This window comes from Natronosalvus rutilus (assembly GCF_024204665.1).
Classification (GTDB): domain Archaea; phylum Halobacteriota; class Halobacteria; order Halobacteriales; family Natrialbaceae; genus Natronosalvus; species Natronosalvus rutilus.
The window spans coordinates 3,061,822-3,076,155 of record NZ_CP100355.1 but is presented as its reverse complement, the minus strand read 5'-3'; the positions used below and the strand labels follow the sequence as shown (position 1 = coordinate 3,076,155).

Here is a 14,334-nt window from a genome sequence, read left to right as displayed (position 1 = left end):
GCAGACCTGAACGCCTTTGAACGACCGATACCGGATTCGAGCACGATTCTCGAGGCTCGATACTTCGTCGAAGGCTGTGAGTATCAACAGAAAATCTTGTCCGATTCACACTGTCCACAAATATGTAGCCTCATTTGGATCGGTTTGTCACAACCGTTTATGTTATCAATGACGTTGGAATACGCGTTCACATCCCATGTCAGGGAGTAACGAAGATCAGCAGAGGGGAACCGGGTTCTCACGTCGAACATTCGTCAAAGCGACCGGGGTCGCCGTGGGGGCGGCGCTGGCCGGTGGGGCGAGTACGACCACCGTTGGGGCGACCGACGACATCGATCCACGATTTCTCAACTGGCGGGCGCTCGAGGCGCGTCACGCCTGGGATAGAGGATATCGCGGTCGAACCGACCGGACGATCGCACTGACCGATTCCGGCCTGGACTCGCGGCATCCGGACCTCGGGCCGTGGAACGGGGTCCAGGCGTTCATCGAGGACGGTCAGGTAAAACTCACGAAACCAGACGAAAACGACCTCGAGCGCGTCGAGACCGGCGACACCGAGTCCTTCTCGGGGACGATGGGGCCTGGGACGTTCGTCTCCGGCGAGGAGGCCTACCACGAGTTCACGACACCCAGCGGCGTCGAAGAACTGGACGCCTCGCTCTCGTGGTCGCCGTTCGTCGAGAACACCAACGATCTCGAGTTCCGGATCGACGAGTACGTCGATGGCCAGTGGGAGACCGCCGCGCGAGCGGCCTCCGGCAGCATGCCCGAGACGATTCGAACCTCGGTCACGCCCGACCAGCGATACCGTTTCGTCGCCGAGGCGTACATCAACACGCTCTCGGAGTACGAGATTTCGGGCACGTACTTCGCCTACGAGGGCGAGCGAACGACCTACGACTCGAGCGTCGTCTTCGAGGGAACCGACGGGACGCCGACGGCCGACACCCCCAAGACGGTGGGCTGGTACGACGCCGGGTCGAACTACGGCTTTTACGAGCGACCGCGCGACGAGAACGGCCACGGGACTCACTGCGCGTCTATCATGGGCGGGAGCGGACGGGCGAGTGCAATCGACCCGGATACCGTCCAGACCGACGAACCTCGCACCGCGCTCTCGGCGGTGACCGGCAACTACCTCGCCTACGAGGTCGAGGCCGACGCCGGCACGGGGGTCTTCGGTTCCGCGTTCGGCGAACTGATCGAGGTCCTGATTGAGGGGCCCGATGGACAAACGCTCGAGCGAACCACGCTCGACACCGACGAGGGCGTCCAGGACAACGTGACCGCCGTAACTCCGGCCGAGGAGTCGGGAACCTACACGGTCTACGTCCGGACGGCCGAAGGCGAACTGGCGACGGCTGCGTACGTCGACTCGGTCGCCGCCGGAGCGTTCTGTGATCCCGACACCACCGCCGCCGATCGAACCGGCGAACACGATGGTTTCCACTCCGGTGTCGCACCGAACGCGAGTCTCGTGTGCCTGCAGGGCCTCTCGGGCCCGACTGAGGACCTGGGCCGGCACGCCGCGGACTTCGCCGACCTGTTCAACATGCGCACGGTCAACATGTCCTGGGGCTACGTCGGCGGCCTGCCGCTGGGGGCGGCGGCGGGCACGCTCGACCGCATCCCAGCTCGAATCAAGGAGATCGCCGACGCGGGCGTACTGACGGTCGCAGCGGCGGGTAACGCTGCGACGCCGGTCAACGGGAACGGCTCACCGGCCGTTGCAGACGAGGCCATCTCCGTGGTCGCGACCGGCCCGCTCGACGGCATTTCGGCGTACTCGAGCGGCGGCATCGGCGGCATCGACGAGGAGGACTACGACACGTACATGAAGCCCGACGCCACCGCGCCGGGCGGGTACGTGACGGATACGGCCAATGCGGCCGACACCGGCGTCGCGGACCAGCCGGAGGACGAACAGCCGCCGATCCGGGGTTACACCGGCAAGGCCGGCACGTCGATGGCTTCGCCCTATACGAACGGTACCGCCGGACTAGTCGCCCAGGCGATGGAGGAGGACGCGCCCTCGAGCATCGCACTTCCCGAACCCGCGGAGACGGACTTCGACGACGTGATGCGCCTCAAGCAGGTGCTGCTGGCCACGGCGACGGAGACGGCGCTCACCGCAGCGCCATACCACCGCGCAAAGGCACCCACGTACGACTTCGGCGGGCGGGACCCGTTCGAGGGGTACGGCCGCGTGAACCCCGGCCCGGCCATCGACGCCGTTACCCGCGAACTGTCGGGCACCTCGAGCGAGGTCGTTGGTCTGAACGTCCCTGAAGACGAGCGCGCCGCGGCGGGGTACGTGCAGGCCGGCCCGGGTACGGTTACCGCCAACATCGAGATCAGTCACCTTTCGGGCGGCGACAAGGGCGCGGCGAAGGGCGACCCGCACATCGACCTGTTCGTCTACGACGCCGCGAACCCGGCGGACAACGGCGAACCGAACGTGCTCGGACGGGCCCAGGGACTCCAGGGATCGGCCGAGACGTCCGTTTCGTTCGGCCGCGACGCGAGCGAGCAGACGGTGTTCATCGTCGCGAAACTGGTCAACATGCCGGGCTGCGTCAACGGCGACGACGTGCAGGTCCACCTCGACCTCACGGTCGACGTCGAGGACGGCTTCTTCGTCGACGGCACCCGCGAGGACGACGCCAGCGTCTTCACGGGCGGGCAGACCAACCACGTCCAGCTGACCGCGAACCCGAGCGCGGACGCTGAACTCCGGGACGTCGTTCCCGCCGAGTGGGACGTCCTGACCGAGTACTCCGACGACGTCGAGCGCGTCGAGGCGGGCGAAGGCGTCCAATACGTCTACTTCGGAACGGCCGCCGCCGACACCGAGACGTCGGTCGAGTACTTCGTCGAGGCGCCCGACGAACTGCTGCTGAGCGACACCTACGACTTCGGCCCAGCCGAGGTCGACGCGGGCGACGGCTGGGTCGCGATTACGGGAACGAGCGACTCGAACGTCGTCGTCGGTCAGAGCACCTAGAGCCCGGTTCACCGCCTCGAGCTTCGAGTCCGCGGCCCGAACGATGGCTCGAGTCTCGAAGCACACCACTACCGATACGAATCTACTTCCACGATGTCAGAGGACACGTCACACCACATCGACCGACGCACAGTACTCAGGACCGCCGGCGCCGCCGGCGCAGCGTCGTTGCTCCCGTTTTCGGGAACGGCGACAGCCGACACGGACACGTCGGTGCTCGACGGACTGCTCGACACCGCGAGCGACGTGCTCCAGGAGGTGATCGTCGTCTTCGACGACGCCGAATCGGTCGGGCTCCTGTCGGACCTTGACCTGCAGGCGGGCCTCGTCGAGTACGAGGTGCTCCCGATGGCCTACACCGCCCTGACCGGCGATCAGCTCTCGACGGTCGCCGACTGGGACGCGGTTCGGCGGGTCACCAAGGCCGTAGAACTCGAGTTCTACAACGACGACTCTCGCGAGGCGACGGGCGCTGACGTGGTCCAGTCTGATTTCGGCTACGACGGCTCGTCGGTCGATACCGTCGTCATCGACTCGGGCTTTTCCGGCCCGCACCCCGACTTCGACGGTCGACTCGAGTCGAACTGGCAGTGGGTCGACGATCCGCTGGGCGATCCTGATCCCGACTGGATCGACCTCGGTGCCGGCGCGGACACCGACGACCTGGGGCACGGCACCCACTGCGCCGGCATCGTCGCCGGTGATGGGTCGGCGAGCGACGGGCAATACCGCGGGATGGCTCCCGGGGCCCGCGTGTCGGTCTACTCGACCAACGAGGCCGTCTACCTCCCGTTCGTCGTGGGCGCGTGGGATCACGTGCTGGCCCGGGCGGACGACCCCGACGACGACTTCGATCCCGACGTGGTGTCGAACTCCTACGGCGTCGCTCGCGACGTGCGGTACAACCCGAACGACCCCGTCAACGTCGCGTCCTGGGAGGCGTTCCAGCGTGGAATCGTCCCCGTCTTCGCGGCGGGCAACGACGGCCCCGACCCGGATACCCTCTCGCGGTTCGCCAAAGCGCCGCACGTGCTCGGCGTGGCGGCCACCCGCGACGACGAGCACGTCACCGATTTCTCCTCGCGCGGACGAACGCCGGACGAGGACCGCGAGACCAACTACGACCGCCGAAAAGCCCTGCGAAACCTCGAGAAGTTCCACGCCGCGATGACCCGGGGACAGTACGTCGTCGACACCGAGTCGTGGGCGGGCGAAGTCGGCCCTACAGGTACCGGCAGCGACTACTACGAGTGGGTCGCGCCGAACAACGCGGACGTCCTCGAACTCGACCTCTCGCTGACGCCAGACGGCGAGCAGATCACACTGACCGTCCTCCAGGGTTCGAAAGACGGCGAGGAAGTCGCCCAACTCGGCGAGGAGCTGGTCTACCAGCACCAGACGCTGACGACGGACGTCGAGGGCGGCGAGACCTACTGGATCGAGGTCGAACCCGCGACCAACGTCGTAGTCACCTACGAGATCGCCCTCGAGGCGTTCGAACAGCTCGGCGAACCGTATCGGTACCGACCGGTTGGCCTCTATCGACCCGGCGTCGCGACCCCGGGCAACGCCGTGATGAGTACGGTCGGCCCGACGGACGCGCTGGACGCGCTCGAGCCGGACGACGAACTCTACTACTCGCCGATGACGGGGACGAGCATGGCCTGCCCGGCCGCGGCTGGCATCTGTGCCCTGGTGATCGACGCCGCGCGCAAGAACGGCCACGACTGGTCGCCCGCCGACGTCATCTACACGGTGGAAGCCCAGGCCCGCGACGCCCACACCGCCTACACCCCGTGGAACGCCGGTACCGGCTTCGTCGACGCACCGTCGGCCGTTCGGCGAGCGGCGGCCGGCGACTTCGCGAAGCACAACGAGGTCGAACTGGTCGACCCTGACACGCCCGAAACGCTCGAGGTGGCGGGTGCTCGCGAGGACGATGGGTCGGCGTTCACCGCTGGCCAGACCAACCGCGTGGACGTGGCTGTCGAGTCGGTCTCACACGAAGCGACGGTGAGGGACGTCGTCCTCGCCGAGTGGTCGGTCGACGAGGCACACGGCGACGTCGAGCGCGTCGAGGAAGATGGCGACGTGCAGTACGTCTACTTCGGAACCGCGGTCCCGGGCGAGACGGCCACGTTCACCTACTTCGCGGAAGCGCCGGCGGAGACGGGGACGTACACCTTTGGCCCGAGCGAGGCGAACGCAGCCAAGACGGACGACGACTGGGTCGCGTTCGGTGAGGCCGACGACAACACCGTATTGGGCGTGGAAACCTGAGGTAGCCCGACTTCGTTTCGGTTCGAGTAGCGACCTGTCTTCGTTTCGGCTCGAGCAATACCCGTCGAGAAAACGTTCCGCGACGCTTCCCAGCTACTCGAGACTTACCCACTCGCCGCGCTCGTCGCTTCGCTCGACGGCGTCGAGCACTCGCTGGGCGGCCAGTCCGTCCTCGAAGCTCGGTTCGTACTCCTCGCCCGCGTCGACGGCCGAGAGGAACTCGTAGTTTTCGTGGACGAAGGTGTGCTCCCAGCCGATGACGTGCCCCGGCGGCCACCAGTGATCGACGTAGGGGTCGTCCTCGTCGGTGACCAGCACAGTCTCGTAACCGCGGTTGCCCTCGCGCAGGACCTCGAGTTCGTTCAGCCGCTCGAGGGAGAATTTGAGACTCCCCTTCGAACCGTGGACCTCGATCGTGTGGTCGTTCTTGTGCCCCGTTGCGAACCGTGAGGCCTCAAGGGTGCCCATCGTCCCGTTTGCGAACTCGACTTGCGCAGAGTAGGCGTCGTCAACAGTCACCGGCCGCGTCCCCCCGTCCCCGGTGGGCCGCTCGTCGACGAAGGTCCGGAGGTGGCCGCTGACGCGCTCGATTTCGCCCGCGAGGTCGTCGTTTCCGACCAGAAAACGCAGGAGATCGACCGTGTGCGACCCCAGGTCGCCGAGTGCACCCGACCCGGCCAGTTCCTCGTCGTTTCGCCAGGACCACTCGGCTGCGGGGTCGACCAGCCAGTCCTGGAGGTAGCGCCCGCGGACGTGGTGGATCTCCCCGAGTTCGCCCGCCTCGAGCAGGTTCTTCGCGTACTGAATCGCTGGCACGAACCGGTAGTTGAACGCGGCGCCGGCGGGGACGCCGGCTTCGCGAGCGGCCGTGGCCATCTCCTCGGCGGTCTCGAGCGTCGGAGCGAGCGGCTTCTCACAGAAGACGGGGGTGCCGGCCTCGAGCGCGGCGATGGTGGGCTCGGCGTGGACGTGGTTCGGCCCGAGGTTGTAGAAGACGTCGACCTCGTCGACGACATCGGCCCAGTCGGTGGCGGTCGACGCGAAGCCCAGGCGGTCGGCGGCGTCCGCGAGAGCGTCCTCGTCCCGTCCGATCAGCACTTGGCGCTCGACATCCGGCGCCTCGGGGAAGAACATCGGGAGCCGTGCGAGCGCGTTCGCGTGCGCCCTGCCCATGAATCGATACCCCAGTACGCCGACGGAGAGACTCATAGCCGTATATTCATTCGCACGGTAGTTATTGGTTTGCGTCTCGGTTCGGTCCTTCCTGCCTTCGGGTGAAAGATAGCTGCCGATAATACGAGAGCGAGGCAAATATTACTGGTAGATGGAAAGTTATTACCGGCAATCCATCGTGGACGTCGAGTATGGAACAGGAAGATCGTGCTGCGTTCGAGACCCGGGCCGTCACCGCCGGCGAGGAGCCGTTCCGCGTGGGGAGCGAGGCGGGCGACGTCACCACCCCCATCCACCTCTCCTCGACGTTCGCCCTCCCCGGACTCGACACCGATCTCAGCCTCGAGGACGTCGACCCCGACCGCGGCGAGTTCCTCTACTCTCGGCTCTCGAATCCCACTCGACACGCCCTCGAGAAACGCCTGGCGAGCCTCGAGGGTGGCGAGCACGCGATGGCCTTCTCCTCGGGTACCGCCGCAATCTTCACGACCCTGCTCTCGAGCGTCGAACCCGGCGATCACCTCGTCGCCGGCGACGACCTCTACGCTGGCACCCGACGGATGCTCGAGTCAGTCTTTCGCGACCGCCTCGACGTGGACGTGACGTTCGTCGACGGGGGCGACACGGAGGCCGTCGAGACCGCCGTCACCGACGAGACGGTCGTGATCTGGATGGAGACGCCGACGAACCCCCGGATGACCCTGTGTGACGTGGCCGCGATCGCAGAAATTGCCGAGAGCTACGACGTCTTGTTCGGAGTGGACAACACCTTCGCCAGTTCCTACTTTCAGCGCCCGCTCGAACTGGGCGCGGACGTCGTCGCCCATAGCACGACGAAGTACCTGAACGGTCACTCCGATTCCATCGGCGGCGCCGTCGTCACGAGCGACGACGACCTCGCTGAGGAAATCGGGTTCCAGCAGCAGGTCGGGGTCGGCGACATGCTCGCGCCCTTCGACAGCTACCTCGTCCTCCGGGGGCTCAAAACGCTCCCAATGCGCATGCGCCAGCACGAGGGGAACGCGATGGCCGTCGCCGAGTTTCTCGAGAGTCACGACGCCGTCACCGACGTCTACTATCCCGGCCTCGAGTCTCACCCGCAGCACGACCTCGCGGCTCGACAGATGGAGGGCTACGGCGGCATCCTCTCGTTCGAACTCGACGGCGAACTCGAGGACGCGAAACGGTTCCTCGAGACGCTCGAGGAGTTCACCCTCGCAGTCAGCGTCGGCGGCGTCGAGAGCCTGATCGAACTCCCGGCGGCGATGACCCACGAACCGCTCCCCCGGGAGGAGCGGGAAGCCGTCGGCATTACCGACACGCTGATTCGCGTGTCCGTCGGGGTCGAGTCGGTCGACGACCTGCTCGCTGACCTCGAGTCGGGATTCGCGGCGCTCGACACGGCACCCGTGGCCGCTAACGACTGAGGCCGCTTCCGGTCCCGTCGCCGATATTTCATCCCACGCGCGGCTCGCTTTCCAGTTCTGCAGCCAATTTTCGAAGCCGTGCGATACGCTCGGTCGTCGAGGGATGGGCATAGGTGTCCACCTCGAGCGGGCCGCTACCGTCCGTCGCTCCTTCCCCTGACCGATCGAAACCGTGCGGAAGCAAGCACATCCCCTCGAGACCGCGGTAGTGCTCGCCGGACGTCGCCTCCGCCTCGATTCGCGCGTCTTCGACGGGGGCGCTCGGGTGTCCGTCGAGTCGCTCGAGGACGCCCGCGAGCGTTGCCGGATCGCCGGTGGCGAGGGCCCCGGCACGGTCGGCGACGAACTCCCGCTGGCGCGAAAGGCTGCGGCTGAGGAAGACGACGGCAGTCGCGACGACGCCGAGAACGATCCCGCCGACGACGACGGTGACGGCCAGAGCCACGGCGAGTTGCAGGAGTCCGCTCGGGGTGAACACGGGCGCGTCGATGAACGACGACCCGAGGAGTGCCGCGACGAACAAGAGTCCACCGTAGACGTACGGTCGGGCCCACCGCGGCATGTGATCCCCGAAGACGACGTGTTCGTCGGCGATCAGCGCCGGGAGGAACGAAGCGAGGGTCATCACCGCCGCGTCGTGGTTCTTCAGGTGCGCGAGTTCGTGGGCGAGGACGGCGTCGAGTTCCGCGGGCTCGAGCGTCCCGAGGAGCCCCTCGCTAACCACGATCGTGCCCGAACGAACGCCGCCGACGGCGAAGCTGTTGGCCACCTGGGTGTCGGCAACGGCGACCGTTGGCACCGCGACGTCCAGTTGGGCAGCGAGTCGCGTGACCTGATCGGTCAGTTCCGGCCGCTCCTCGGGCGCGAGCACAGCGGCGTCGGCTTCGGCGAGGAGTTCCAGGCGGGCGTACCGCAACTGGACGGCGAGCATACATCCTAGACAGAGGGCGGTCGCGAGAGCGAACGCGACGCCGCGAGAGAGTCCGACGCCGTCGAAGACGGGGGCGAGCCAGGGCTCGAGCAGCGTGACGAAAGCGAGGGCGAGCACCAAGTTGGCGAGGACGATGGCGCCGAGCGTCGTCGCCATGCGTCCGAGGAGGTCGCGAGAGACCATGCACCCGGTTGAACCTGTCGGTCGAAAATAGTTTCGTCGCGCAGACGTCGTGATCTTCCACATGTCCGGTCGACTACTGGTCACAGTGGTAACATTTTTACGAATCGGCCACGCACGAAGCGATAGTGTGGGATACGACCGCCACAACGCCGCCCTCGTCGCCTGTTGTGTCCTCGCAGTCCTCGCCGCCGCCGCGTTCCTCCCCGCGGCCGGCTACGGCGACTACCCCGACCAGGACGCCGTGAGCGACGACCACTACCGCGAGTCCGGACCCCAGACGGACGGCGGGGACGGTTTGAGCGACCCGGACGGAGACGCGATGGACCCGGATGGTAACGAAAGCGACGGCTCCGACTCGAGTGACCATCCGGACGACTCGGACGACTCGGACGACGGCGCCGAACCCGACGACTCGGACGGGGAACCGAACGATTCGGACGACGAAAACGAATCGACCGCAGATGGGGCCGAACCCGAAGACGGCGCCTCGAGCGGTGGCGCCGACCTCCTTCGAGCCGCTGTCGTCGCGCTCGCCAGCCTGATCGTCGTCGGCCCGATAGTCCTGCTCTGGCGAGGAACACACCCTGATCGGGCCCCTGGAAACGTAGACGCCGACGTGTCCCTTCCGGACGGATTCCTCCCTCGCCTGCGGTTTCGTCTCAAGCGGATCCCGCAGGTGACGATGGCGGCGACGATCGGAGTTACGCGCGTGACGCCGGCCATCGTCGACGGCTTCGTTCGAACCGGACGCGCCGTCGAGTCGACACTCGGAATGGCCGGTCGCGGCCTGGGCCGCGGACTCGGGTCCGCGGTCGTCTCGCTTCCGACGGGAATCGCTGGTGCGCTGGGTTCGCTCGGGAGACGTTCCCGCTCGTTCTCCCTCTCCGGAGGCATCGCGTCGCTCTTCGACGGCTTCAGCCTGTCTCGTCGAGCGGCCGGTTCCTGGTCGCAGTCGACGGCCACTCAAGACGACGATCGCCGAACGACCGACGACGCCGAGACCGAAGACGATCCTGGACCCCAGACGGTCGAGGAAGCCTGGGCCGCACTGACCGGACTCGTCTCACGGAGACGAGACCGGTCGAAGACACCGGGCGAGTACGCGAGTGCCGCGGTCGACGCGGGCTTTCCGGAGTCGGCCGTCTCGACGCTCACCGAGACATTTCGAGAGGTTCGGTACGGAAACTATCCGGCAACCGACGCTCGCGTCCGTCGTGCGCGAGCGGCCTACGAGCAAATCGTTTCGAGACACGACGGAGCGGACGGTGAGCGAGAGTGAAACGAACGATCCTGATCGCACTCGGGGCGGGCGCTCTGCTGGCGACGCTCCTGGCCACCACCGGTGTGGTAGTGCTCCCTCCGGCGAGCGCGGCCATCGCTCGAGACGTGGTCGTACTCGGGGGCGGTGGCGTCGCGATCGTCCTGGGCGCGATGGTGCTCGTCTCGACGGTAGCCGGTGCCGGGGCACACTCGAGGCTCGGAGGCCCAACCGACGACAGTGTCTCGGTCGACCGAATCGGCGACGACGTCGAGCACGCTCTCGAGCGACAGTCGCTCGGCGATGATCGCGCCGAACGCGTTCGACGACGACGAGCACGGAACCGAGTGCGCATCGCCGTTACCGACGCGGTGATGACGACGCTGATCGACAGCGGCTACGACGCGGAGGAAGCGCGTGAATTGGTTCGATCGGGGACGTGGACGGACGATCCGCGAGCGGCCGCCTATCTTTCGGACGCAGTCACGCTGTCGAACCGGACGCGATTGCAGGACTGGCTCGTCGGTCGGCGCGAGCAACGACAGGCTCAGGCAGCCGTAACGGAACTCGTGGCGCTTCGGGAGTCGCCTCTCGAGGGCCGTTTCGACGAATCGATGGCAGGGATCGGCTCTGACGCACTCGAGGATCGTGAACTCGACCGCGAGGAACCGGGCCGACAGCGGAGGCGAGCGAGATCGTGAGCGACGCGAGTACACTCGAACTGGAGGTCGACGAACCCCGTGGGCAGGAGTCCGACGCTTCCGGGCCCGAAACGGACAGCGTCTCCGTCGGCGATAGTGCCTCCGACAGCGCCGAACGATCGGCTCCCGAATTGGGCGAAGCCGCGACCGAAACCGACGGTGAATCGGCCACCCGGACGACGGGAACGGTCGCCGACGAGCGACCAATCTCGAGCGACCGCTGGACGGTCGCCCTCGGAATTGCCCTGGTCGCCGTCGGCGTCGGCGTGGTCGCTCGCGACGCCGCCGTGTTTCTGTCGTCGGTCGTGGCCCTAACCTACGCCGTCTACGGCTACGCGACGACCCCACCGTCGCTGCAGCTAGTCGTTAAGCGACGGTTCGAGCCGTCCAACCCCGTCCCTGGGGAGTCAGTCTCGGTTACCGTCACGGTCGCCAACGACGGAACCGACGCCGCGCCGGACGTATGCGTGGCCGACCAACCGCCGACGGATCTCGCTCTCGACGGGACGCCCAGGGCGGTCGGCAGTCTGGCACCTGGCGAATCTCTCACGTTCGAGTACGCCGTCAATCCGAGACGCGGCACGCACGTCTTCGACGACGTCGTCGTCGAGAGCCGGAACGTGAGCGGGAGCGAACGGCTGCGGAGGCGGTACGAGTTCGAAGGCGAGGGCGAGGACGAAGACGAAGATGAAGGCCAGGATCAGGACCAGGACGACGGCAACGGGACTCGCCTGACGTGGAACGACGCCCTCGAGCGCCTCCCGCTCGCGGGGCAGACGATCCAGCACCCCGGTCGGGTGGAGACCGACGTCGGAGGCGAAGGACTGGAGTTTCACTCGCTTCGCCCCTTCCAGCCGAGCGATCCGATGCGTCGAGTCGACTGGAAACGGCTCGCGCGAACCGGCGAGTTGACGACCATCGAGTTCCGCGAGGAGCGGGCCACGTCGGTCGTCGTGGTCGTCGACGCGCGAGACGCGAGTGCGGTCGTCCGAAACTCGGGCGAACTCGACGGCCGGTCGCTCTCGATCCGCGCAACCGAGTGGCTGGCGACGACGTTACTGGCCGAAAACAACCGCGTCGGGGTCGCCCTCTACGGCGGCCGCGGCGACTACCTGCTCCCGCGAACCGGGCGCGACCAGTTGGCTCGAGTCCGTCGGCTACTCGACGGGGAGTGGTGTGGTTCGTTCGGCCGCCCGTCGTGGCTCGCTCACGGGGATCAATCGATAGATCGGTTCTGCCGACACCTGGCCGACGAGAAACAGGTGGTCTTCGTCACGCCCTTACTCGACGACGACCCCGTCGCCTCCGTTCGTCGATTCCGCGCCTACGGGCACGAGGTGACCGTCGTCTGTCCGGGGGTAGCCGACCGACCCGACCTCGCCGGCGCCCTCGAGCGCCTCGAGGTCGACCGTCGGCGATCGACGCTCCGGAGTCACGGCGTTCGCGTCGTCGAGTGGCGCCCGGACGAGTCCCTCCACGTCGCGGTCGATCGGAGTAAACGGCGGTGGTCGACGTGAAGACGGATCGTGCGGTCGCAGCCACCGACCTTCGCTTGCTCGCCACGGCCATCGCAGCGGTGACGACGGTTGGTATCTGCTGGGGCGCCGGATACGGACTCGAGGGCGCGCTGGCGGGTCTGGGCGCACTCGGACTGGCTCTGGGGGCCGTACTCGCCGCTTCGGACCGACTCGCTCGTCGAGCCCTCGGCAGCGTCCTCATCACGACAGGCCTGCTCACCGTCCTCGGCGGCTGGGGTCTCGCCGTCTACGAGGGCGGTGTGGGCCTGCTCTTGGTCGTCACGAACACGGTCGCCGTCCTCGCGATCGGTGCCGCAGGAATCGACGGCGAGTCGAATCGGGAGTCGGCCGCCTGGTCGGTTCGCGACTCGACCCTCTCGTCGCTCCCCGTCACCGTCGGGGTTTTCGCCCTGGCGACCGGCGTCGTCGGACGGGTACTTTCGGGGACGAGACTGACGCTCGAGGCGGTGACGATTGGATCGCACGCGAGTCTTCTCTCCGTGCTCGCGCTGTCCGTGATGGCGACGGTGTTAGTCGCGTGTGCCGGATCCGCCCTCGAGCGACTCCTCCCGGATCGAACGTCGACGCTGACCGTTCGATCGATCGTCCAACGGGTACGGAAGATTCCGACGGGTGCCTATTACGTTCTCGTGATTGGAATCGTCGTGCTGCTGGCCCCGGGAACCGGCGACGCGTTCGAGTCGACACTGCGAGCGATGGGAACCGTCGGCGCCCTCGTCCGCTTCGCTCTGGAGAGCGGCGGCCTGCACCTCGCGCTCCTGGGCGTGTCTCTCGGCGCGGGTGTGATCTGTCTCGGCTGGATGGTCGCCTCGCCGGCGCGCGCCTGGTTCGGCCCCGTTCCGCTCCGAACGGTCGCGTTCGCCACCGGCGGTCTGGTCGTCCCGCCTGTCGCGTTCGCGCTGGCATCTCTCCCGTTCGTCGAGGTCGACCCGAACGTGGCGGTCTGGGTCCCGTTCGGCACGTTGTTGACGGTCGTCCTCCTCGAGTTGCTCGTCATTCCGCTCGCGTCGGACCTGCGTGACTGGCGAGGGTGGCTTCGACGACTCGGCTGCGGGTCGATGCTCGTCGCAACGTTCGTCGGCTCTCGACTCGGTCTCGCTCCGATTGGCGTGTTTCTCGCCGTAGCGGGCGCGATTACGGTCTGGGATCTCACCGAGCGGAGTCACGCCCTCCGTACACAGCTGGGGCCGTCGGTCGACAGCCGCCAGTCGGAACTCGTCCACGCAATGGGGACGGTCGTCGTCGGCGGAATCGGGGTTTCCCTCGCGGTACTCGCCATGTACGGAATCGGCGCCGTAACACCGCCGGGACAGCGATGGCACGCCCTCGCCCCGGTTACGCTGGCACTGCTCGCGGTGTTCGCCCTCGTCGGATCGATCGCTATGGGTTCCGGGTGGCTGTCGACGACTCGAAGTCGTATTGGAACGGGACTGCGAAGCCAACTCGTGGTCACCGCCCTCGCCGTCATCCTCGTCCTGGGGGCGGCGGCCGTCGTCGACGCACTCGACGCGTTGCTGACCGTCGTCCTGTTGATCGGGGTTCCGATCGCCGTCCTCTGGTTGCTCAGCCGGCTGTCCTCGAGCGATGCGGCTGGCGACTTCAAACAGCCACCGCCAGGTGGATATTGACGGGCGCGTAGGTGCCTCGAGCAATCTCTCGGTCGACGTACGCTCGCGAGCGGACGGTTCGAAGCGCTTATACCCGCCACGCTGATAGCACCAACCGACTCGTCGGTCCGCGGGCGACGGCGGGCACCTGTTCGGCTCACGCCACAGGTTGGAATGTGGAAGCTACTCGCGTGTCGAACGCGAGATCGCTTCTGAACCGGGAAACGCC

Annotated in this window: 9 protein-coding genes; 7 read left to right on the top strand and 2 right to left on the bottom strand. The window is 67.0% G+C overall.

Going from position 1 to position 14,334, the window contains the following annotated elements:
- The first annotated feature begins 196 nt into the window (after positions 1 to 196).
- Together NGM29_RS14840 and NGM29_RS14835 are read left to right on the top strand one after the other, a co-directional pair.
- Positions 197 to 3,007, top strand: a complete 2,811-nt coding sequence (locus NGM29_RS14840) for a S8 family peptidase (RefSeq protein WP_254157167.1) — start codon at positions 197 to 199, stop codon at positions 3,005 to 3,007.
- A 93-nt stretch (positions 3,008 to 3,100) separates the two neighbouring features.
- Positions 3,101 to 5,287: a S8 family serine peptidase gene (locus NGM29_RS14835; protein ID WP_254157166.1), complete on the top strand. Its 2,187-nt coding sequence runs from the start codon at positions 3,101 to 3,103 to the stop codon at positions 5,285 to 5,287.
- A 93-nt stretch (positions 5,288 to 5,380) separates the two neighbouring features.
- Here the strand turns inward: NGM29_RS14835 and NGM29_RS14830 are convergent, their stop codons facing one another.
- Entirely contained in the window at positions 5,381 to 6,496 is a 1,116-nt protein-coding gene (locus NGM29_RS14830; RefSeq protein ID WP_254157165.1) for a Gfo/Idh/MocA family protein, read from the bottom strand.
- A gap of 155 nt (positions 6,497 to 6,651) precedes the next feature.
- Here NGM29_RS14830 and NGM29_RS14825 point away from each other — a divergent pair, with 155 nt between their 5' ends.
- Positions 6,652 to 7,887, top strand: coding sequence for a trans-sulfuration enzyme family protein (locus tag NGM29_RS14825; protein WP_254157163.1), 1,236 nt, complete (start codon positions 6,652 to 6,654; stop codon positions 7,885 to 7,887).
- Positions 7,888 to 7,915: 28 nt separating this feature from the next.
- On the opposite strand, the gene NGM29_RS14820 is transcribed toward NGM29_RS14825, so the two are convergent.
- Complete coding sequence (locus tag NGM29_RS14820; RefSeq protein ID WP_254157162.1) at positions 7,916 to 9,001, bottom strand: M48 family metalloprotease; 1,086 nt, start codon at positions 8,999 to 9,001, stop codon at positions 7,916 to 7,918.
- Between the two features lie 127 nt (positions 9,002 to 9,128).
- Between NGM29_RS14820 and NGM29_RS14815 the strand changes: the two genes are divergently transcribed.
- Genes NGM29_RS14815 through NGM29_RS14800 form a run of 4 tightly spaced genes read left to right on the top strand, consistent with a single transcriptional unit; the run spans position 9,129 to position 14,126 of the window.
- A complete protein-coding gene (locus tag NGM29_RS14815; RefSeq protein WP_254157161.1) occupies positions 9,129 to 10,280 on the top strand; it encodes a DUF4129 domain-containing protein in 1,152 nt (383 codons plus the stop codon).
- Positions 10,277 to 10,960: a DUF7269 family protein gene (locus NGM29_RS14810; RefSeq protein ID WP_254157160.1), complete on the top strand. Its 684-nt coding sequence runs from the start codon at positions 10,277 to 10,279 to the stop codon at positions 10,958 to 10,960. Before NGM29_RS14815 ends, NGM29_RS14810 begins: the two co-directional genes overlap by 4 nt.
- A complete protein-coding gene (locus tag NGM29_RS14805; RefSeq protein ID WP_254157159.1) occupies positions 10,957 to 12,477 on the top strand; it encodes a DUF58 domain-containing protein in 1,521 nt (506 codons plus the stop codon). Before NGM29_RS14810 ends, NGM29_RS14805 begins: the two co-directional genes overlap by 4 nt.
- A complete protein-coding gene (locus tag NGM29_RS14800; protein ID WP_254157158.1) occupies positions 12,474 to 14,126 on the top strand; it encodes a DUF7519 family protein in 1,653 nt (550 codons plus the stop codon). Before NGM29_RS14805 ends, NGM29_RS14800 begins: the two co-directional genes overlap by 4 nt.
- Positions 14,127 to 14,334 lie beyond the last annotated feature (208 nt).